The 19,277-nt window shown below is 70.4% G+C and carries 19 protein-coding genes; 8 read left to right on the top strand and 11 right to left on the bottom strand.

Annotated features, from left to right (window positions below):
• Positions 1-18: 18 nt before the first annotated feature.
• Positions 19-855, top strand: coding sequence for a DUF6597 domain-containing transcriptional factor (locus ACZ4VI_RS32160; protein WP_468005031.1), 837 nt, complete (start codon positions 19-21; stop codon positions 853-855).
• Positions 856-876: 21 nt separating this feature from the next.
• On the opposite strand, the gene ACZ4VI_RS32155 is transcribed toward ACZ4VI_RS32160, so the two are convergent.
• Complete coding sequence (locus tag ACZ4VI_RS32155; RefSeq protein WP_468005029.1) at positions 877-1,317, bottom strand: GNAT family N-acetyltransferase; 441 nt, start codon at positions 1,315-1,317, stop codon at positions 877-879.
• A gap of 146 nt (positions 1,318-1,463) precedes the next feature.
• Here ACZ4VI_RS32155 and ACZ4VI_RS32150 point away from each other — a divergent pair, with 146 nt between their 5' ends.
• Positions 1,464-2,315 (top strand): NmrA family NAD(P)-binding protein, encoded by an 852-nt coding sequence (locus ACZ4VI_RS32150; RefSeq protein ID WP_468005027.1) that lies wholly within the window; start codon positions 1,464-1,466, stop codon positions 2,313-2,315.
• A gap of 264 nt (positions 2,316-2,579) precedes the next feature.
• On the top strand, positions 2,580-3,317 hold the full coding sequence (locus tag ACZ4VI_RS32145; protein ID WP_468005025.1) for a Mut7-C RNAse domain-containing protein: 738 nt from the start codon (positions 2,580-2,582) through the stop codon (positions 3,315-3,317).
• A 60-nt stretch (positions 3,318-3,377) separates the two neighbouring features.
• On the opposite strand, the gene ACZ4VI_RS32140 is transcribed toward ACZ4VI_RS32145, so the two are convergent.
• Positions 3,378-3,863, bottom strand: coding sequence for a MarR family winged helix-turn-helix transcriptional regulator (locus tag ACZ4VI_RS32140; protein ID WP_468005023.1), 486 nt, complete (start codon positions 3,861-3,863; stop codon positions 3,378-3,380).
• 79 nt (positions 3,864-3,942) lie between these two features.
• A complete protein-coding gene (locus ACZ4VI_RS32135) occupies positions 3,943-4,503 on the bottom strand; it encodes a TetR/AcrR family transcriptional regulator (RefSeq protein WP_468005021.1) in 561 nt (186 codons plus the stop codon).
• Between the two features lie 120 nt (positions 4,504-4,623).
• Here ACZ4VI_RS32135 and ACZ4VI_RS32130 point away from each other — a divergent pair, with 120 nt between their 5' ends.
• Positions 4,624-6,003: an FAD-dependent monooxygenase gene (locus ACZ4VI_RS32130; protein WP_468005019.1), complete on the top strand. Its 1,380-nt coding sequence runs from the start codon at positions 4,624-4,626 to the stop codon at positions 6,001-6,003.
• Positions 6,004-6,014: 11 nt separating this feature from the next.
• Here ACZ4VI_RS32130 and ACZ4VI_RS32125 read toward each other — a convergent pair whose 3' ends face one another.
• On the bottom strand, positions 6,015-6,488 hold the full coding sequence (locus ACZ4VI_RS32125; RefSeq protein ID WP_468005017.1) for a hypothetical protein: 474 nt from the start codon (positions 6,486-6,488) through the stop codon (positions 6,015-6,017).
• A gap of 75 nt (positions 6,489-6,563) precedes the next feature.
• Here ACZ4VI_RS32125 and ACZ4VI_RS32120 point away from each other — a divergent pair, with 75 nt between their 5' ends.
• From ACZ4VI_RS32120 to ACZ4VI_RS32110, 3 genes are all read left to right on the top strand, one after another.
• Entirely contained in the window at positions 6,564-6,899 is a 336-nt protein-coding gene (locus ACZ4VI_RS32120) for a YnfA family protein (protein WP_468005015.1), read from the top strand.
• Between the two features lie 50 nt (positions 6,900-6,949).
• Positions 6,950-7,714, top strand: a complete 765-nt coding sequence (locus tag ACZ4VI_RS32115; RefSeq protein ID WP_468005014.1) for an SDR family NAD(P)-dependent oxidoreductase — start codon at positions 6,950-6,952, stop codon at positions 7,712-7,714.
• A gap of 138 nt (positions 7,715-7,852) precedes the next feature.
• The gene (locus ACZ4VI_RS32110) at positions 7,853-8,554 is read left to right on the top strand and encodes a CDP-alcohol phosphatidyltransferase family protein (protein ID WP_468005012.1); all 702 of its coding nucleotides are present in this window, start codon (positions 7,853-7,855) and stop codon (positions 8,552-8,554) included.
• Here the strand turns inward: ACZ4VI_RS32110 and ACZ4VI_RS32105 are convergent.
• The 5 genes from ACZ4VI_RS32105 to ACZ4VI_RS32085 form a co-directional block, all read right to left on the bottom strand.
• Positions 8,492-9,010 carry an FAD synthase family protein gene (locus tag ACZ4VI_RS32105; RefSeq protein WP_468005010.1) on the bottom strand — a complete coding sequence of 173 codons (519 nt, stop codon included), beginning with the start codon at positions 9,008-9,010 and terminating at the stop codon, positions 8,492-8,494. The two genes, ACZ4VI_RS32110 and ACZ4VI_RS32105, sit on opposite strands and share 63 nt — an antisense overlap.
• A complete protein-coding gene (locus tag ACZ4VI_RS32100) occupies positions 9,010-10,542 on the bottom strand; it encodes a PQQ-binding-like beta-propeller repeat protein (RefSeq protein WP_468005008.1) in 1,533 nt (510 codons plus the stop codon). The genes ACZ4VI_RS32105 and ACZ4VI_RS32100 overlap by 1 nt, the downstream gene beginning before the upstream one ends.
• Before the next feature lie 80 nt (positions 10,543-10,622).
• Complete coding sequence (locus ACZ4VI_RS32095; protein ID WP_468005007.1) at positions 10,623-12,164, bottom strand: oligosaccharide flippase family protein; 1,542 nt, start codon at positions 12,162-12,164, stop codon at positions 10,623-10,625.
• Positions 12,161-13,981, bottom strand: coding sequence for a hypothetical protein (locus tag ACZ4VI_RS32090; RefSeq protein ID WP_468005005.1), 1,821 nt, complete (start codon positions 13,979-13,981; stop codon positions 12,161-12,163). The genes ACZ4VI_RS32095 and ACZ4VI_RS32090 overlap by 4 nt, the downstream gene beginning before the upstream one ends.
• Positions 13,956-15,413 (bottom strand): hypothetical protein, encoded by a 1,458-nt coding sequence (locus ACZ4VI_RS32085; RefSeq protein ID WP_468005003.1) that lies wholly within the window; start codon positions 15,411-15,413, stop codon positions 13,956-13,958. The genes ACZ4VI_RS32090 and ACZ4VI_RS32085 overlap by 26 nt, the downstream gene beginning before the upstream one ends.
• 160 nt (positions 15,414-15,573) lie before the next feature.
• Here ACZ4VI_RS32085 and ACZ4VI_RS32080 point away from each other — a divergent pair, with 160 nt between their 5' ends.
• Positions 15,574-16,821: a glycosyltransferase gene (locus ACZ4VI_RS32080; protein WP_468005001.1), complete on the top strand. Its 1,248-nt coding sequence runs from the start codon at positions 15,574-15,576 to the stop codon at positions 16,819-16,821.
• Between the two features lie 72 nt (positions 16,822-16,893).
• Here ACZ4VI_RS32080 and ACZ4VI_RS32075 read toward each other — a convergent pair whose 3' ends face one another.
• Positions 16,894-17,916, bottom strand: a complete 1,023-nt coding sequence (locus ACZ4VI_RS32075; RefSeq protein ID WP_468005000.1) for an NAD-dependent epimerase/dehydratase family protein — start codon at positions 17,914-17,916, stop codon at positions 16,894-16,896.
• A gap of 68 nt (positions 17,917-17,984) precedes the next feature.
• The gene (locus tag ACZ4VI_RS32070) at positions 17,985-19,217 is read right to left on the bottom strand and encodes a nucleotide sugar dehydrogenase (RefSeq protein WP_468004998.1); all 1,233 of its coding nucleotides are present in this window, start codon (positions 19,215-19,217) and stop codon (positions 17,985-17,987) included.
• Between the last annotated feature and the right edge of the window lie 60 nt (positions 19,218-19,277).

The raw sequence follows: 19,277 nt of genomic DNA, 5'->3' as shown, positions 1-19,277 counted from the left end.
GCCCCTAAGCTCCGCGCCATGACTCGTTCCGGTCCGCGCCGAGACACCCGGGGCATCGTCGACCCCGCCGAGCTCCTCGCGCGCGTCCGGTTCCGCCGTCACGATCCGGCCCCGGAGCTGCGCCCGTATCTGGAGCACTACTGGTTCATCGACTGGGAGCTGTCCGAGCCGTACGCCAGCCATGTCGTCCCGCACCCGTCCGTGAACGTCGTCTTCCAGCGCTACGACGACGAGGCCTCGGCGGAGGTCTCGGGGATCGGGCTCGGCCTGTTCACGAAGAAGCTCATGGGGGTCGGCCGGGTCTGCGGAGTGCAGTTCCGGCCGGGCGGCTTCCGGCCCTTCGCCCCCGCCCTGCCGGTGTCGGAGTGGACCGGCCGACGCGTCCCGCTCGGCGAGGTGTTCCCCGACGGCGGAGCTGCCCGCGTGGCCACCGTCCTCGACCCGGAGAGCGAACACGCGCGCGTGGCGGCGCTCGACGCCTTCCTGCTCGCCCTCGGCCCCGCACCCGATCCGCAGGCCACGCAGGCGATGGCACTGGTGGAGCTGGTCCGCACGGACCGGGCGGTCCGGCGCGTGTCCGAACTGGCGCGCATGGCGGGACTGTCGAGCCGGTCGCTCCAGCGCCTCTTCGCGAACTACGTGGGCGTCGGCCCGAAGTGGGTCATCCTCCGCTACCGCATCCACGAGGCCCTGGAGCGCGCCGAGGCCACGGAGACCCAGGGCTCCCCGGACTGGGCCGGGCTCGCGGCCGAGCTGGGCTACAGCGATCAGGCCCATCTCGTACGGGACTTCACGGCGACGGTCGGGGTTCCGCCGACGGCCTACGCCCAGCGGGCGGCCGACCCCGTGACCTGAACGCGCCCCTGAACGCGCCCCTTAGGGGGTGTCCGTCAGCGGCTTGGTGAAGTGGAACGCCGTGATGTCGAAGCGCTCCCGCAGGTAGAAGCGATGGGCCCCGGTGCGCTGCGTGCCGGAGTCCAGGTTGAATTCGAGGCAGCCGGTGGCGCGGGCGTGCTGTTCGAGGTAGGTCAGGAGCGCGTGCCCGACGCCGGTGGAGCGGAGGGTGGACGCGGTGACCAGGTCGTCGACGTACAGCTTGCGGATCGCGCTGGTGTTGTCGATGATCCGCCAGCCGGCGACGCCCGCACAGGCGCCGTCCTCCGTGTACGCGGCGCTGAAGCGCAGCCCCTGGGCGTGGCCCTGGGCGTAGACGTCGCGGAAGAGCTCCGGCGTGAGGTGCGGGCGCAGTTCGCGCAGGACGGGGAGCAGGTCGGAGTCCAGGCGCGGGTCACCGGGCTCGAGGTCGACGATCTTCATGCCGGGACGGTATCTCAGGGTCTTGTCAGGGTTGACGAGGAGGGTTCCCTCGCGGATATTTATCTGCGTAACACAGATTCTTCTTCACGCAGCTGATTAGGCAGGCCGACTGCGCCTGAAGAAGGCCCTCTACGAAAGGACCCGTCATGACCATCCTCGTCACCGGAACCCGTGGCCGTGTGGGCTCGACCCTCCTCGGGCTGCTCCACAACGCCGGCATCAAGGTCAGGGCCGCATCCAAGAACCCCGCGGATCTCTCACCACCCGACGGAGTCGACACCGTCCGCTGCGATCTGTCCGATCCGGCGGACTTCGAGGCCGCCCTCGACGGCGTCGACTCCGTCTTCCTGTACGCCGAGGCCTCGCACATCGACGCCTTCGTCGCGCACGCCCGGGCGGCCGGCGTCCGGCACGTCGTCCTGCTCTCCTCCAGCGCCGTCCTCGCTCCCGACGCCGCGGAGAACCCGATCGCCGCCTCGCACCTGGCCGTGGAGCGCGCCCTGGCGGCCGCGGCCGCCGACGGCGCCTTCGAGGCGACCCACCTCCAGCCGGGCGTCTTCGCGACCAACGCCCTGGGGTGGTCCTGGGCGATCAGGGCCGGGCGGCCGGTCGAGCTCCCCCATCCCGGTGCGCACGGCGACCCGATCCACGAGCTGGACATCGCCGAGGCCGCCTTCGCGGCCCTGACCGAGCCCCGGCTGCGCGGCTCCTCGTATCTGCTGACCGGCCCGGAGTCGCTCGACTTCACCGAGCAGCTGGCGATACTCGCCGAGACGACGGGCCGCCCGGCGGTCGCCGCCGCGGTCACCCCCGGGCAGTGGAAGAAGTCCGTCGCGGACTACATCCCGGAGCCCTTCGCCGACGCCCTGCTGTCCTACTGGGCCTCGCACGACGGCCGACCGGTGCCCCTGACCCGGACCGTGGAGGAACTGACCGGCCACCCGGCGAGGACGTTCGCCGAATGGGCCACCGAGCACGCGGAGGCCTTCCGCCCGTAGGGACGGGACATCCGCAGACGCCCAGGCGGGCGGGGCCCGGGAGAGCCAGAGGCCGGCAGGCCGGAGGCCGGGAGGCCCAGGAGCCGGGGAGTCGAGCGCCAACGGCCGGGAAGGCCGGGGAGCCGCGGGCCGGAGGCCCGGGAGGCCCGGGAGCCGGGAGGCCCGGGAGCCGGGAGGTCCGGGAGCCGCGGGCGGGCGGGCGGAGGCCGAGGGGTCGGGCGAATTCCCTGGCCGCCCGGCGGGCCGCGGTGACATCCTGTCCCCGTGAACGGACCGGAGATCCAGATCAGCTTCGCCCCCGACCTGCGGCTCTTCGTCCCGGCGGACCGGCGCTCGGGGCACACCGCCCTGGCCACCGACGGCGCCTCGACGCTCGGCCATGTCGTGGAGTCGCTGGGCGTGCCGCTGACCGAGACCGGCCGGCTGTTGGTGGACGGGCGGGAGGTGGACGTCTCCCACATCCCCGCCGCGGGCGAGACGGTCGAGGTCGAGGGCGTCGAGCGGCCCCAGCAGGTGCCCGGTGCCCCGCTCCGGTTCCTCCTCGACGTGCACCTGGGCACGCTCGCACGGCGCTTGCGGCTGCTCGGCGTCGACGCGGCGTACGAGAGCGAGGACATCGGCGACGCCGCGCTGGCGGCGCGCTCCGCGAAGGAGCGGCGCGTGATGCTCTCCCGAGACCGCGGGCTGCTGCGCCGTCGGGAGCTGTGGGCCGGCGCCTATGTGTACAGCGACAAGCCCGACGCCCAACTCCGTGACGTACTGGAGCGGTTCGCGCCGACCCTGATGCCGTGGACCCGCTGTACGGCCTGCAACGGGCGGCTGACCGACACGGACAAGGACTCGGTGCGCGAGCGGCTTGAGCACGGCACGGAGAAGTCGTACGACGTGTTCGCGCGGTGCACGGAGTGCGAGCGGGTGTACTGGCGGGGCGCCCACCACGCCCGCCTGGAGTCGATCGTCGCCGACGCGCTGCGGGAGTTCGGCGGCGCGGCCGCCCGCTGACCCGACGGCCCCCGACCTGGCTCCGGCAGCCCGGGCGGCCATCCGGGCACCGTCACGGCATCAGCCGAGTTCACCCTTCCGCAGCCGCTCGACCTGCTCGGCGCTGAGCTCGACCGTCCGTCGCATATGGGCGGTGAGCAGGGCGACCTCGGCGTCGCTGTACGCGTCGAACATCGTGCCCCAGGCCTCGTTGAGCCGCCGCCAGAACGCGCCCAGTTCGGCCATCCGCTCGGGCACGGCGGCGACGAGGACCCGCCGCCGGTCCTCGGCGTCCCGCTCGCGCGTGACATAGCCGGCCCGCTCCAGGCGGTCGACGAGCCGCGTCGCGGAGCCGGTGGTCAGCCCGGTCAGCTCGGCGATCCGGCCGGTGGTCACCGGGCCGGGCTCCAGGGAGAGCAGGTTCAGGCACTGCACGTCGGTCGGGTGGAGCCGCAGATGGTCGGCGACGGCCTGGTTGAACAGCGCGTACGCGGCCATGTAGCGCCGGGCCTCGCCGTACAGCTCGGTCATGAGGCCGTCACGCCGGGCGGAATTCTTCTGCGGCATGCAGAAATTGTACGGAGCAGAGTCCTGCGGCTCCCTCCGCGGCCCTCTCCTGCGCCCTCTCTGCCGGACTCTCGCGGCTCTACGGCTCCGGAGCCGTCAGGTAGCGCTGGACGGTCGGGCCCAGCCAGGCGACGACCTCCTCACGGGACATCGCGACCGCGGGCGGCAGCTTCAGGACATAGCGGACGAGCGCCATGCCGAGGATCTGCGAGGCGACGAGCGCGGCCCGGCGGGGCGCATCGGCGGGATCGGGGCACACACCCAGGGCGACGGGACCGAGCTGCGCGGCGAAGACCGCCTGCATCCGTTCGGCGCCGGCCGCGTTGGTGACGCCGACCCGCAGCATCCCGGTCAGGACGTCGTCGCGCTCCCAGCGGTCGAGGAAGTGCGTGACCAGGACCGCTCCGACGTGCCGGGAGGGCAGGGCGCCGAGCTCGGGCAGGTCCAGTTCGATGTCGGACGCGGCGGCGAACAGCCCCTCCTTGTTGCCGTAGTAGCGCATCACCATCGACGGATCGATTCCGGCGTCGCGGGCGATGGCCCGGATGGTGGCGCGCTCGTAGCCGTCGGCGGCGAATCGTTCGCGGGCGGCGTCGAGGATCGCGGCGCGGGTGGCATCGGAGCGGCGAGCGGTCTTCATGTCAACAAGTGTAGGCCAACAGGTGTTGACACGCCATCGCGGGCGCCCTACATTTACCAACAAGCGTTGACCAACAAGCGTTGGCCAACGGACGTTGTCATGGCACACCTGGAGGCAGCCATGAACCACCTGGACACGGACGTCCTCGTCGTAGGCGCCGGCCCCACCGGAATGCTCCTCGCCGGCGACCTCGCCGCCGCGGGCCACCGCGTCACCGTCGTCGAGCGCCGCCCGCACGGCATCAGCAACATGACCCGCGCCTTCGGCGTGCACGCCCGCACCCTGGAGCAGCTCGACGCCCGCGGCCTCGCCGACGAGCTGATCGCCACCGGCACCCCCATCACCGAACTGCGCCTCTTCCGCCGCCTCACCCTCGACCTGACCCGCCTCCCCTCCCGCTTCCCGTACCTCCTCATCACTCCCCAGTACGAAGTCGAGCGGCTCCTCGAACGGCGCGCGCTGTCCACAGGTGTGGACTTCCGGTACGGAACGGAACTGCGCGAACTGAAGCAGGACACCGACCAGGTCACCGCCGAACTCACCGGCCCCGACGGCGCCCCCACCACCCTCCGCGCCCGCTACCTCGTCGGCACCGACGGTCACCGCAGCGCCGTCCGGAACGCCCTCGGCCTGCCCTTCCCCGGCGTCTCGGTGATCCGCTCCATCGTCCTGGCCGACGTCCGCCTCGCCGAGAAGCCCGAAGGACTGCTCACGGTCAACGGCACCGGGGACGCCTTCGCCTTCATCGCCCCCTTCGGCGACGGCTGGTACCGCGTCATGGGCTGGAACCGCACCCGCCAGGTCCCCGACAGCGAGCCCGTCGACCTCGACGAGGTCCGCGAGATCGCCCGCATTGCCCTCGGCACCGACTACGGCATGCACGAAGCCCGCTGGATCTCCCGCTTCCACAGCGACGAGCGCCAGGCCCCCGCCTACCGGGTCGGCCGGGTCTTCCTCGCCGGCGACGCCGCCCACGTCCACTCCCCCGCCGGCGGCCAGGGCATGAACACCGGCCTCCAGGACGCCGCCAACCTCTCCTGGAAGCTCGCCGCCGTCCTGCGCGGCGACGCCCCCGACCCCGAAGCGCTCCTCGACAGCTACCAGTCCGAACGCCACCCCGTCGGCGCCGCCGTACTCCGCAGCAGCGGCACCATCGTCCGGCTCGCCATGGCCCACGGCCCGCTCCTGCGCACGGCCCGCGCCCTCGCCTCACAGTTCCTGAACACCGTCCGCCCCGCCTCCGCCAAGGCCATGGGCATGATCAGCGGCATCGGCATCACGTACGGCCGGCACACCCGGCGCGTCCCGGACCTGAAGCTGCGCGAGGGCAGGCTCTACGAACTGCTCCGCAAGGGCGAGTTCGTCCTCATCACCCCCGAAGGCACGACCCCCGACCTGCCGGCCGCCCCCACCACCCCGGCCCGCGTCACCCGCGCCACCTGGAGCGACCCCACCCGCCGCTCGACGCTCCTCGTCCGCCCCGACGGCTACAGCTTCTGACCATGCGGGGATCAGAAGACGTACGGGTCGCCGGTGGCGAGCACCAGGACACGATGCCGATCGTTCCCGGGGTTCCCGTCGGCGGCCCCGTCGGTCCACACCGTGGCGATGTCGACCGTCACCTCGTCCGGAGTCCCCGCCGTCCGCAGATCGAGGGCCAGCCCGTCGACCGCCCCGGCGGCCCGCAGCTCACCCGTACGGCAGACCACCACCCGGTCGCTCCCCCACAGACAGGACGGAGGCAGCACCTGCCCACCCGCCATTGGCTCCGAGAACTCCAGCCGCACAGTCGCCTGGGACACGTCCGACGGCCCGTGGTTCTCACTCACCAGCCAGACACCGACCCGCCCCTCCCACAAGGAGAGATGGCCGTGATGGGCCAGATCGGCCTCGGCGGCCCCGACAGCACGGGCACCCTCGCCCGTACCGACCACCACCACCGCCGCCAACACCACACCGAGCAGAGCCTTGCGCATCGCACACATGCCCCGAAGATACCTATTACCGCCCATATATTCTGATCACCCGTCAGTCAGCGTGTCTCATGGCACCCTGACCCCATGCTCATCGCACGATCCGTCGTCCTCTTCGCCGTCGCCGCCCTCTTCGAGATCGGCGGAGCCTGGCTCGTCTGGCAAGGCGTCCGCGAACACCGCGGCTGGATCTGGATCGGCGCGGGAGTCCTCGCCCTCGGCGTCTACGGCTTCATGGCCACTCTCCAGCCCGACGCCGACTTCGGCCGGATCCTCGCCGCCTACGGCGGAGTCTTCGTCGCCGGATCGATCGCCTGGGGCATGGTCGCCGACGGCTACCGCCCCGACCGCTGGGACGTCATCGGCGCCCTGATCTGCCTCGCCGGCATGGCCGTGATCATGTACGCACCACGCGCCCGCTGACCGCCGCATATCCTGGCCGCACCACCGACCACACGCGCGAGGAGCACGTCATGACCGCCGCCGGTACCCCCATCGCCGTCGTCACCGGAGCGAGCAGCGGTATCGGCGCCGCCACCGCCAGGCAACTCGCCGCCGCCGGGTACCGCGTGGTCCTCACCGCCCGCCGCAAGGACCGCATCGAAGCCCTCGCCGCCGAGCTCAACGAGGCCGGACACCAGGCCACGTCGTACGCCCTCGACGTCACCGACCGCGAAGCCGTCCAGGCCTTCGCCACGGCCTTCCGCACCATCGCCGTCCTCGTCAACAACGCCGGCGGCGCCCTCGGCGCCGACCCCGTCGCCACCGGCGACCCCGACGACTGGCGCCAGATGTACGAGGTCAACGTCATCGGCACCCTCAACGTCACCCAGGCCCTGCTCCCCGCCCTCACCGCCAGCGGCGACGGCACGGTCGTCGTTCTCTCCTCCACCGCCGCCCACGCCACCTACGAAGGCGGCGCCGGCTACGTCGCCGCCAAGAACGGCGCCCGCGTCCTCGCCGAAACCCTCCGCCTCGAAATCGTCGGCACCCCGGTCCGCGTCATCGAGATCGCTCCCGGCATGGTCAAGACCGACGAATTCGCCACCACCCGCTTCCGCGGCGACACCGAAAAGGCCGCCAAGGTCTACGCGGGCGTCGCCGAACCCCTCACCGCCGACGACGTGGCCGACACCATCACCTGGGCCTGCACCCGCCCCCCACACGTCAACATCGACCTCCTGGTCGTCCGCCCCCGCGCCCAAGCCTCCAACACCAAGGTCCACCGCGAGCTGTGAACCACCGCCGTGGAAGCCGGCTCCGGGCGTGGCCGCCCGGAATTCCATCTCCCGAAGGATACGTTGAGGCGCTGATTCCATTCAGTGCCCCCTGTCGTGGTTACTCCTTTCCGTCGACGCCTTCGCGATGAGGATGGAATGTCGGAACTTACTGAGGTGTTCAGACGCCTTTCCGGAGCGCAGAAGTCCGCGAAAGGAGTCTCGGTCTACACCAGGTTCGTCAACCGCCCGGCAGGCCGCATCCTCGCGGCTGCGGCCTATCGCGGCGGCATGCGACCGAATCAGCTGACGGCGCTGAGCGCTCTGTGCACCTTCCCCGCTCTCGCCGCCGTGGCGCTGATGCCCCCCTCACCGACGATGGCGCTGTGCGTGTCCGCGGCCCTGATGCTGGGCTTCGCCCTCGACTCGGCCGACGGACAACTGGCACGGAGCCGGAACGAGGAAAGCGCCTCGGGCGAGTGGCTCGACCACGTCGTCGACGTGATCAAGGTCATGGGCATCCACATGGTGGTGCTCGTGTCGTTCTACCGCTTCTTCCCGCTGCCCAGCGATGCCCTGCTGCTCGCGCCGATGGCCTTCCAGATCGCGGCAGTCGTCATTCTCTTCGCCGGGATCCTCACCGAGAAGCTGAAATGGCAGACGGGAAGAGAACCCTCGCCGGCGAGACCCTCGACGCTGAGGTCCGTGCTCCTGCTGCCCGTCGACTACGGCACGGTCTGCGTCAGTCTGCTGTTCCTGGCGCATCAGGAGTTCTTTCTCAGTCTCTACTGCACCCTGCTAGCGGCGCATCTCCTGTTCATGGCCGCTTTCCTCGTGAAGTGGTTCCGTGAGCTCTCCTGAACCACTTCCCTGATGTGCCCGGGACGAGCTCCGCGCGGCGATGATGTCGAGTGCGCCACGCAGAAGCGTGCTGGAGGTGTGCGTGGTGTAGGGAAAGTAGACGACCTCCACCCCGACCTTCGCGAATTCGGCCTCCAGCGACGTCCAGACCTCCGTACCGAGCCAGTCGTCGCCTTTGAAGATGACGTCGAAACCGACTTCCTTCCAGATCTCCAGCTTGTCCGCGCACGAGGCGACGACCGTCTCGTCGACGTAGCGCACACTGCGGACGATCTCCAGCCGCTCGGACAGCGGCACGACGGGCGGCCTGCCTTTCAAGTGCACCACCAGATCGTCGGAGGCGACGCCCGCGATGAGGTGGTCGCACTGATTCCGGGCACGGCGCAGAATGTTGAGGTGCCCGATGTGGAAGAGATCGAAGACTCCCGGTGCGTAACCAAGGCGCTTTCCCTTCATCACTGTCCTGTCGGTGACTTGTCGGCGGTGACGGTGACGTCAAGGGGCACGGACCTGGCCGAGATGTTCTGACCGTCGGTCACGGCGATCGTGTACTGGTGACGCGCGCCGGGGACGGCGGAGTCCGTGTAGGTCATGTCCGGGCGTTCCCACGACGTGGACCGTTGCGACGGGGAGGCCACGAGAACGCCGTCCCGGTAGAGGAGGTAGGTCAGCTGCGCGTCGTCCCGGTCCCATGCGGCACGCCAGGAGAGTTCGGCCTGGCCGGTGCTCGCCTTGACGAGGGTGAGCTGGGGAGGCGCTTCCGGGGCCGCGTTGCGATCGGCGGCGAATCGTGTCAGGCCTTGCTGCGGTGCGTCGTTGACGGTGGTGAACTCGCCGCCGGCCCACATGATTCCCTCGGCCATCACCAGGGCACGCGGCCCCTGGCCCTCCCCGATCCCCCCGTTCGTGTCGGGGAACCAGTGCAGGATCTCTTTGTCGTTGATGGAGTTGGCCAGGAAGTGCTGGCGGTCGTGGTGCTCCGGAAAACCGCCGGGGGTCCTGCCGCAGTTGTGTGCGTGGGAGCCGCTGTACAGGACGCCGTTGTACGGGAGGACGGCTTGGGTGGCACCCAGGCAGCTGTCCTTCCACAGCTCACTGTCGTCGGACAGGCGGGCGGCGATGCGACCGTCGAAGATGCCCGTCCCGCTGCCTTCGGCCCCTACGTAGAAGTTCATGTCGTCGCGCGCCAGGGCCTTGACGGTGGAACGCTTGGGGAGCCAGCGGGGGTAGGAGGACACGGTCGAGCCGGTCGAGGGCTCCAGTGCGACCAGGGCGTGCGCGGGTTGGCCGTTGACCGTGTCGAAGTCCCCGCCGACGATGATCTTTCCGTGGTCCTTGGCAGCGGTGATGGCCCGCACCGGCTTGTCGATGTCCGCCGTGAACGGGAGCAGTGAACCGCTCGGCGTGAGGGACGCGATGCGCTTTCTCTTCTGGCCGCTGACGCTCTCGAAGTCTCCGCCGAGATACACCTCGCTGCCGGTGGTGTCGATCGCGCGGACGGTCGCCGACACCGTCGGCCGGAAGTCCCGGCGCAGCGAACAGTCACGTGTGTCGAGCGCGACGGCGCTGGCCACGCCGGTGGTGTCGACCGTGCTGAAGGAGCCGCCGACGAAGAGCACTTCTCCGTCGTGTGACGCTTTCAGCGCTCGTACGGTGCCACCGGCTCCGGAGAAGGAGTGGGAGCACGGCAGCAGTTCACCGGTGACGGCGTCGAACGCGGCGAAGTTCTTGCGTGCGACCTCCTTCTCACCTGCCTTCGCACCCGGGGGGCGGACATGGGCGAAGGTACCGCCGACGTACACGATGCCGTGTGCGTACTCGACGGACCAGACGATCCCGTCGGTCTGCCACGTCGGCAGGGAACCGGCTGTCAGGGTGTCCTCGCCCTTGGCCGCGGATCCGGAGGCGGTCATGAGCGAGGCTGCGGTGAGGAGGGCCACGGCGGAACTCGTGGTGACCAACCTCGTCGTGCGGTTTCTCAGGCGCATGGAGTATCCCGGGCATGGAGATGGTGGAGGCGGTGGAGGTGGTGAGAAGAGGGGGAGGCGGCGCTGGGGCCGAGGCGGTCTCAAGGAGCGCGTTCGCGTAGCACGCCGACGAGTTCACGCACTCCCAGAGCAGCGCTGAATCGCCACAAACTTATACTGAAGCCGCAAAGCCCCAGGGTGATTCCGGCAGCGAGTCCGGTCACCGTGTCGCCTGCCAGCAGCCTGGCCGGAACGACCAGTGCGGCAGTGAGGCACAGGCCCACGCCGGTCGCGGCGAGGTACCCGCGGTCGACGATCGTGAAGCCCGGATGGCGTCGCACCAGGGCAGCGGCCGCGAGGTTCTCGAGGACGATCGCCGCACCCCAGGAGAGAGCGGCTCCCAGAACGCCCCACCGGGGGATGGCGAGGATGCCGACCGCCAGTTGCACACCGAAGGCCACACTGGTGACCGCAAGGTGCCATGAGCTCTTGCCCGCCATGAGCAGTGCCGTCTGGGCATTGCCCACGCCGACGTTCACGGCAGAGGCGGCACAGAGCAGGACCAGTGCGTCCGCCCCCAGCCTGAACTCCGGCCCGAACAGGGAGAGGACGGTGGTGGGAAAGGCCGACAAGAACACGAGCAGCGGCCAGGAGAGCAGCACGACCCAGCGCGTCGAGATGCGATGCAGATGGCGAGCCTGCGCGACATCGTCGACTGCAAGCAGGCGGCTGATCTCAGGAGCGACGGCCAGCCGGATGGCGAGCTGGAGCAAGGTCGCCGCGACGATCACTCGCCCCACCGCCGTGTAGATGCCCGCCTCCTCACTGGTGGCCAGGCCCGACAGCAGGATGACACCTACCCAGATGGCACTGATGTCGAAGATCGACGAGACGGCCCGGGGGGCGGCGAATCCCCAGAACCCACGGCAGGCGCCGGCGCCTTCGGGTCCGGGAGCGGACCTTCGGTCGGTTCGGCAGCGTCGTAGCGCGAGCCAGGCGACCAGGGCGCCGGCCAGGGAGGGGATGAGCCACGCGGAGGCCAGGCCCAGCACGCTCGGCGCGAGGAGCGTGACCGGTACGGCGATCAGAACACGCAGCACCGGCTTGCCGATCTGCTCGACGCCGACGAACGGGATCACCGTTCCGTAGCCCTGGGTCGCGCCGAGCAGGATCAACGAGACCGTGGCCACCGGGAGGAACACCGCGAAGAGCTGGACCAGGGTCACCGCGGCTTCCGGAGCCAGGTTCGGAAGCAGTGAGGTGGCCGTCGGGGGTGACAGGAACAGCAGTGCCGCGGCCAGGGTGCTCGCCGCGGCCCCGGGTACGACGGCGGTGCGCAGGAGAGCGCCCACCTGCCGGCCGCCGCCCGTGGCCACGTCTCGGGAGACGAAGCGCACCAGCCCCGTGTCGGCGCCGAGTTTGCAGGTGTTGCTGAGGATGGTGAAGACGGCGATACCGGTGAACACCGCACCCGATCCGTGCGCGCCGAGGGCGCGGGTGACGAGGGCGACGAGGATGTAGCCGAAGACGGCGTTGACCGTAGAGCCCAGGAAGCCCCACCAACCGCCCCGCGCGGTGGCGGCGACCCCGCTCCTCGCGACAGCGCCACTCGCGGCGGGAACGGCCGTCCCGGAGGCGCTCATCCGTGGGAGGTGGTGAGCGTGTCGTCCTGCGCGGACGACGACTTCGGCAACGCGGCCGTCTCCTCGTCGCGCGAGGCCGGTGCCCGGTGGGGCGTGTCGTCCTTGTCCTCCGGGTCGCCCTTGTCCTCCTTGTCCTCCTGGTCCTCCTGCGTCGCGCCGGGGGAAGGCGGTGCCGGCGCGGGCAGGTCACCGGCCCCATCGGCAAGGGCCACGGCCGGCGTCGCAGCCACCCCCGACGTCTCGGCCACGGACGGCGTCGCCGCTACGTCCGGCGTGGCCGCCACGTCCGGCGTCGCTGCCGCGGGCCTCGTCCGCCAGCGGCGGAGCAGGCCGTCCAGAGCGGCGCGGAGTCGGCTCCGCCGATCGTGCGTGACAAGCGCCGCGCCGACGACGCGTCCGCCCGAGAGGCCGATGAGTTCGCAGACCTGCAGGAGCTCGTCACGCCTGGTCTTGTTCAGACCGGCCACCACCAGGACGCCGGCCACCCGCTGGGCGACCGCGAGACCATCGGTGTGCTCGAGCAGGGGCCGCGTGACGACGAGTGCCGTCGTCGCGGACTCGGCGGACGGCAGGACACGCGCCACGACCGGGGATGCCGGACAGTCGTCGACTGTGGTGCCACGCCTGTCGGGGACGAGCGCGAACCTTCCCGCCGCGCCCGCCTCCACGACGACCCTGCCCGCGCGGGGGCCCGCCTCCTCGGCGTCGGCACCGTCGCTGCCGGACACCAGCGGCAGGCGTGCCGCGAGGCAGGGCGTGGCGGCGGTGGCGTCCACCAGCAGGACGTCGTCGCCGAACTCGGCGAACGCGGCAGCGAGGTTCACCGCAGCGGCCTCGGCGTCACCGTTGTGCTTCGGCGCCACGACCAGCAGGGTGCCGCGGGGGCTTTGTCCCTTTCCATGCCGGAGGCGGAAGGCCAGGGCCCGGTAGGCCTCCGCCTCTCCGCCGCCGGCCCGCCCGACCCGCAGCAGGTCACCGCCCTGGGCCGGGTCCGGCAGGAGACCCAGCACCGGAGCACCCAGCGCCTCCTGGACTTCTCCCACCGAGCGGACCCGCGGCTCCAGGGTGGACCGCAGCCAGGCGAGGACGAGGCCCACGAGAAGACCGCCCAGCAGGGCGACGCCGAGGAGCGCGATCGGCCCCGGCCCTGCCGGCTGTGCCGGAGGCTCCCCCCTGCGCACGATGTCGCCCGCGCTGGTGTCCCGGGCTCTGAGGTCCGAGATCCGCTTCTGCAGAACGGTGATCTGGTCCCGCACGGTCGCGTTCGCAGCCGGATCGGATTTCGGCCGTTCGGCGAGCGCGGCGACCTGCTGTTCCAGTCCACCCGTCATCCGCGTCACCGCGGCGGCGGTCCTCTCCTTGCGGTCGGCGAGGTAGGCGTCGAGGAAAGCGTTGGTCACCCGGGCCGCCCGCTTCGCGGTACCGGCCGTGTACTCGAACCGCAGAATCTGGGTGTCCGGCGGATTGCTGACGCGCAGTCCCTCCAGCAGTGCCTCCGCACGCGACGGTTCGCGCAGCGTCCTCGCCGCGCGTGCGGCGACGGTGGCGCTGCGTGCGACCTCCTGCTCGGTACCCATGCTCACCTGGTTGTCGATCGACACACCGAAGGTGCTGAACGGGTCCACCGTGGAACGTACGAGGACCTCCCCCGTGGAGGTGTAGTTGCCCGCACGCAGCACCACGAGCAGCACTCCGCCGAGCAGCCCCAGCGCGACGCCCAGAGCGATCGTCGTGCGGTACCGCAGCAGGCGGCGCAGCTGGTCGCGGAGGTGGTCCGGTTCGTCGTACCTGTCATCGAGACGAGTGGAGCTGGTCACGGATGCCTCCTGTTCCGGGGGTGGGTACGTGGCCGACGGCTGCCCGCCGCGGCGCGGGTGAGGAGAGCCGGGATGCCCGGGCGGCGGCGCGGGTGGTGATGAACAGCGGAATGATCAGGAGCAGCAGCAGCGGTCCCACGATGGCCATGAGGCTGCCCCGCAGGAAGATCATCTGGTAGAAGGCGAGGGCCGGGACCAGCAGGACCGCCAGCGTCCCCGGTCTGCCGCGCAGTCTTTCCCGGAGGTCGTCCATGCGGCGTCCGGCAGCACCCAGCAGACAGAAGACAGCCAGCACCGACGGCACACCGGCCCACAAGTAGCTCTCGATCCAGAGCGGGGCCGAGAGATTGTGGAATCTGTAGCCCGCGTACTGGGCGAGCCTGATACCGGTGTCCTGCGGTTTGTCGGGCCAGACGCTGCGGGGCACCATGAACAGCGCGGGGCCCAGAGCGTTCGACGGTGAGAAGCCGTTCTCCTCCGCGTGGTCGATGCCCGTCTGCATCTGCTGGAACGCGTCGTAATCCATGTTCGTGGTGAGCTGTTCCGCGAGGCCCACCATATGGACGGCCTCGCGCTTGTCGTAGCGGAAGTAGTCGCTGTACGGGAAGACGACGAGCATCGCGGCCGTGAGCGCGGCGGCGGTGAGGCGAAAGGCCCGCGGGCGACTGCATCGCGTCGACGAGAAGAGCAGGACCAGCAGGACGGTCCCCGCCCAGAAACGGGGCTTGCTGATCGGGTTGTTGACGACCACGTTGAGGCCGATCAGGAGCGGGAGCAGCAACAGCCTGACCCGGCGCAGCAATCGGTCACCCCCTGCCTGTCTGGGCAGGTGCAGCAGGGCCACCAGCGCCCAGAAGGCGGGCACGGCCAGGGCCCAGGCACGCAGCACCCGCAGCGGATCCGTGGCGGCGCCCGACTCCCGCACCGCCTGTCGGCTGACGAAGAAGGCCTCCCAGCCTCCCAGTTGGGGGATCAGCGCGACCGAGATGGCCAAAGACAGGCCGCACAGCACCAGGACGGGCACGGGAGCGAGCCTGCGGGAGAGCAGCGGCTCGAGGACGAGCGACCGGGCGGAGTCTCGCCGCCTGGCGGCGAGTGCCGCCCCTGCGCTGTAGGCGAGCAGTCCGATCTCGGTCAGGACGGAGGCGGCGAAGGCGGTCGCCTCACCGGCACGGTAGGGGAGCGGATAGGCGTCGGTGGCGAGCATGGCGAAGGGTGCGAGACCGAGCCATACGTAGGCGAAGAGCCAGAATCCGAAAGCGACCAGCCGCACCGATGTGCCGGTGAGCACCAGGGTGAGCGCCAGACCCGCGTGTGCCACGACGACGCACTGCACGGCGAGTGCGGGCCCCCACCGCGCGTCGGAGGTCTGCAGAACCACGGCCGGGAGCAGGGCGACGAGTGCGAGGCCCCAGCCGCACATCGCAGCCATGCAACGGACTTGACCGCCCTGCACCCGCACTCCTCAGGTAGGTGAGCGAACGAACGGAACTACGTCAATGGAGTTATAGCTCATATTCGGTGCAATTCGGACGGGAGTTGACGGGTGTTTCTCCCGGCCACATAGCGCACTTGAGTCGTATTATGCGTAAATGACCGAATTGCTTTCGGGGAGTCGCATCCTTCTCGTGTCGACCAACTACGCGCCCGAGCACGCCGGAATCGCTCCTTACTCGACCCGGACCGCGGAGCACCTCGTCCACTGCGGCGCCGAGGTCGACGTCCTCGCCGGCATGCCGCACTACCCCGGTTGGCGTGTGCACGAGGACTACCGGGGGCGCTGGCGCATGGTCGAGAGCCGGGGAGGGGTCCAGGTGCACCGTCGCCGCGGTTTCGTTCCCTCGCGCCAGAGCGCGCTGCACAGGGCGGCCTACGAGTTCAGCTTTCTCGCGCACGGCTCGTTCCGCCCGCCGACGCAACGGCCCGACCTGGTGCTGAGCCAGATGCCGACACTCGCCGGAGGCGCCGTCGGCGGCCGGATCGCCCGCCGCCACGGGGTGCCGCACGTGGTCGTCGTGCAGGACCTCATGGGGGCCGCGGCCGCGCAGAGCGGGATGAGGGGCGGCGGGCACGTGGCGTCCCTCGTGGCGGGTGTGGAAGCGAGGATCCTGCGCACGGCCACCCTCATCGGTGTCGTGCACGAGTCCTTCGTCGGCCGCGTCACGGCGACGGGGGTACCGGAGCACCGTGTCAGGGTCGTCCCCAACTGGACCCATGTGACGCCCCCTTCCGGCGACCGCCGCGCGGTACGGGCGCGACTGGGCTGGAAGGACGAGGACTTCGTCGTGCTGCACGCGGGGAACATGGGACTGAAGCAGGGCCTTGAGGTCCTGGTCGAAACCGCCCTCATCGCCGCACGCACCACACCGCACGTGCGCGTCGTGCTCATGGGAGAAGGCAGCCAGAGGGCACACCTGGCCGGGCTCACCGCGGATCTGCCGAACCTCGACCTCCTGCCACCGGCGGCCGAACCGGACTTCCCCGATGTCCTGGCCGCCGCCGACGTCCTCGCCGTCACCCAACGGGCGTCCGTGCTCGACATGAGCCTGCCGTCCAAGTTGACGTCCTACTTCGCCAGCGGGCGCCCGGTCGTGGCCTCGGTGGCCACCGACGGCGGCACCGCGCAGGAAGTGCGCCGCTCCGGGGCGGGAGTCGTGGTACCCGCGGAGGACCCCGAGGCGCTGCACGGCGCCGTCGTGGAGCTGAGCCGGAACCCGGACCGGGCGGCTTCGCTCGGCGCTCGCGGTCCCGCCTGTGTCCGGGAACGCCTGAGCCCGCAGGCCGGACTGGGGCGGATCACCGCGATGCTGTCAGAGGCCCTGGCGCCGCGGAACCGGTGAGACTCCCGGCCTCGCGTCCGCCCGCGCGGAGGCCGGCCCGCGAGCGCGGACCGGCCACGGCGAAACGACGGGTCACAGACGCCCTTCGGCGACGGCCTGCCGAACCCACGGGATGAGCTTGTCGAGGATCTCGTCGAGCGTGGTGGTCGCGGTGAACCCCAGAACGTCCCGGGCCTTGGACACGTCGGGGGTCCGGCGCTGCACGTCGTGCTCGTACGGCTCGTCGGTCGTGTAGCGGAACGGCCGGTCGACACCGTTGATCTTGTGCCAGATCAGCTCCGCCAGTTCCAGGACGCTTGTCGACTCGGCGTTCGCGAGGTTGAAGTCCTCGTTGAGCGCGTCGGGATGGAAGATGGCCGAGCAGATGCCACGGGCCAGGTCCCCGCCATAGGTGAAGTGGCGCACCTGAGCGCCGCTTCCCAGGATGTGCAGGGGATCCTGCCCCTTCAGCACCTTCTGCACCAGGTCGGGGACGACGTGGGACGTGCTGACCTTGATGTCGCCCGAGCGCTCCTCGCCCTGCCCGACCGTCCGCTCCTCACCGACGTCGACGCAGTTGAAGGGCCGCACGATGGTGTACGGCAGGTTGTACTGGTCCCATGCGGCCCGGGCGAAGTACTCCACCGCCAGTTTCTGGAAGCCGTACGAGGACGACGGCGCCGGGATGCGCCGCTCGTCCCCCTCCCGGGACGGCCAGAAGCCAGTGTTCTCGTACACCATCGAGGAGCTCAGATACGTCACCTTCCGCAGCGGCCCCTCGCCGTACACGCGGATCGCCGCATCGCAGGCGGCGGCGGTGATCCGCTCGTTGGTGGCCAGGAGGTCGTAGGCGTAGGCGTGGAAGTAGGAGATACCGCCGATCATCGCGGCGCCGGCCACGAAGTGCTCGCAGTCCACCAGGAGTTCGGCGACGAGATCCGCGTCGCGGGCGTCTCCCTCGACCAGCCGGTAGTGCGGATCCTCCACGCTGCCGCGCCGCGCCGCGCCGTACTTGGAGAAGTTGTCCAGGCCCACCACGGTGTGCCCCTGACGCAGCAGCTCCCTGACGAGATAGCTGCCGATCAGGCCGGACGCGCCGGTGACGAGAATCTTCACGGGAGACCTTTCTGGATACGGGCGCCCCGCCGCGCGGGCGGGCCGAGTGAAGCCTTCGGGGTGTCCGGTCAGGCCCGGACACCCCTGCCGGTGATGCCCCACAGGTCCACGACCGGTTTCTCCGTCGCCAGATTCCGGTACTCGGGGTGGGGGGTGGCGACGACCAGGACATCGGCCCGACGCATGACGTCGCCCAGTTCGACGAACCGCGGATCGCTGACGTACGGGTCGGTGCACAGGGTTTCCCGGGCCTTCGCCATCAGGATCCTGCGGAGCTTGAACGACAGGCTTTCGCGGATGTCGTCGCTGCCGGCCTTGAAGCCCATGCCGAGCACTCCCACCCGCGTCTCCGCGAGCGGGAACCTCTGCTCCAGACGCGACACCAGATAGAGCGGAAGTCCCTCGTTGACCAGCATCGCCGCGTGCCCCAGCACGAAGTTGTTCCCGGTGAAGGCCGCCAACTGCAGCGTGTCCTTGAGCAGACAGGGACCGGCGGCGAACCCCGCGCCCGGCATGTCGGCCGCCCGCGGGTAGTCGTACGTGATCGCCTGACGGATGCGCTCGAAGTCCAGGCCGAGGTCGTTCGCCATCATCCAGAACTGGTTGACGGTGGCGAACTTGATGTACCGCCAGGTGTTGGCGAAGAGCTTGGCCAACTCCGCCTCCTCCGGCTCCATGCGGACGATCCTGTCCGTGAGCGTGCGGAAGAACTTCTCCGCCCGGTCGCCCGCCGGTTCGGAGCGGGCGGCCACCAGCTGCGGCAGCTCGAACAGCTCGGTCATGGCCGCGCCCTCCGCGATCCGCTCCGGGCAGAAGGCCACGTCCACCTTCTTGCCGAGCCGCTCGAGAAGACGTTCGGTCAGCGCCGTGACCCCGGGGTGAACGGTGCTCCTGAGCATGACGAGCTGGCCGTCGTGCAGATGCTCCGCGCACCGCTCCAACGCCCTTGGAACCGCCCCGAGATCCGGGTTCAGGTGCTCGTCCACCGGCGTCCCCACCACCACGACGAGGTTGTCGGTCGTGGCGACGCTCGCGCTGTCGGTCGTGGCCCGCAGCAGGCCGTCGCGGACAGCCTGGCGCAGCGGATCGGCGGCCCCCTTCTCCGCGAAGGGCAGTTCCCCCCGGTTGACCGTGTCGACCGCCGCCGCGTCGATGTCGTACAAGGTGACCGAGAGCATTCCGCGGGACGCGAGTGCGATCCCGAGAGGCAGGCCCACCCGCCCGCAGCCGCCGATGACGACCACGTCCGCGACGTTCGGCGAGCGTTCCGCACCGCGACACGATTCCTCGATCAGGGCCATGGCTCATCTCCGTTGGTCGGGCACCGGAACGCCGCCGATGATGTGCGGAACCCTATCGGC

Source organism: Streptomyces sp. NPDC029169 (assembly GCF_055563935.1).
Note: the sequence above shows the minus strand (reverse complement) of the source record. Positions and strands in the feature narration are given on the sequence as shown.

Excerpts from the sequence above, each read along its gene's own strand:
- ACZ4VI_RS32100 (WP_468005008.1), bottom strand. The coding sequence starts at position 10,542 with ATGCGCCTGAGAAACCGCACGACGAGGTTGGTCACCACGAGTTCCGCC.
- ACZ4VI_RS32120 (WP_468005015.1), top strand. The coding sequence starts at position 6,564 with ATGCTCATCGCACGATCCGTCGTCCTCTTCGCCGTCGCCGCCCTCTTC.
- ACZ4VI_RS32110 (WP_468005012.1), top strand. The coding sequence starts at position 7,853 with ATGTCGGAACTTACTGAGGTGTTCAGACGCCTTTCCGGAGCGCAGAAG.
- ACZ4VI_RS32085 (WP_468005003.1), bottom strand. The coding sequence starts at position 15,413 with ATGGCTGCGATGTGCGGCTGGGGCCTCGCACTCGTCGCCCTGCTCCCG.
- ACZ4VI_RS32095 (WP_468005007.1), bottom strand. The coding sequence starts at position 12,164 with ATGAGCGCCTCCGGGACGGCCGTTCCCGCCGCGAGTGGCGCTGTCGCG.
- ACZ4VI_RS32070 (WP_468004998.1), bottom strand. The coding sequence starts at position 19,217 with ATGGCCCTGATCGAGGAATCGTGTCGCGGTGCGGAACGCTCGCCGAAC.
- ACZ4VI_RS32135 (WP_468005021.1), bottom strand. The coding sequence starts at position 4,503 with ATGAAGACCGCTCGCCGCTCCGATGCCACCCGCGCCGCGATCCTCGAC.
- ACZ4VI_RS32155 (WP_468005029.1), bottom strand. The coding sequence starts at position 1,317 with ATGAAGATCGTCGACCTCGAGCCCGGTGACCCGCGCCTGGACTCCGAC.
- ACZ4VI_RS32105 (WP_468005010.1), bottom strand. The coding sequence starts at position 9,010 with ATGAAGGGAAAGCGCCTTGGTTACGCACCGGGAGTCTTCGATCTCTTC.
- ACZ4VI_RS32115 (WP_468005014.1), top strand. The coding sequence starts at position 6,950 with ATGACCGCCGCCGGTACCCCCATCGCCGTCGTCACCGGAGCGAGCAGC.
- ACZ4VI_RS32130 (WP_468005019.1), top strand. The coding sequence starts at position 4,624 with ATGAACCACCTGGACACGGACGTCCTCGTCGTAGGCGCCGGCCCCACC.
- ACZ4VI_RS32150 (WP_468005027.1), top strand. The coding sequence starts at position 1,464 with ATGACCATCCTCGTCACCGGAACCCGTGGCCGTGTGGGCTCGACCCTC.
- ACZ4VI_RS32140 (WP_468005023.1), bottom strand. The coding sequence starts at position 3,863 with ATGCCGCAGAAGAATTCCGCCCGGCGTGACGGCCTCATGACCGAGCTG.
- ACZ4VI_RS32160 (WP_468005031.1), top strand. The coding sequence starts at position 19 with ATGACTCGTTCCGGTCCGCGCCGAGACACCCGGGGCATCGTCGACCCC.
- ACZ4VI_RS32125 (WP_468005017.1), bottom strand. The coding sequence starts at position 6,488 with ATGTGTGCGATGCGCAAGGCTCTGCTCGGTGTGGTGTTGGCGGCGGTG.
- ACZ4VI_RS32080 (WP_468005001.1), top strand. The coding sequence starts at position 15,574 with ATGACCGAATTGCTTTCGGGGAGTCGCATCCTTCTCGTGTCGACCAAC.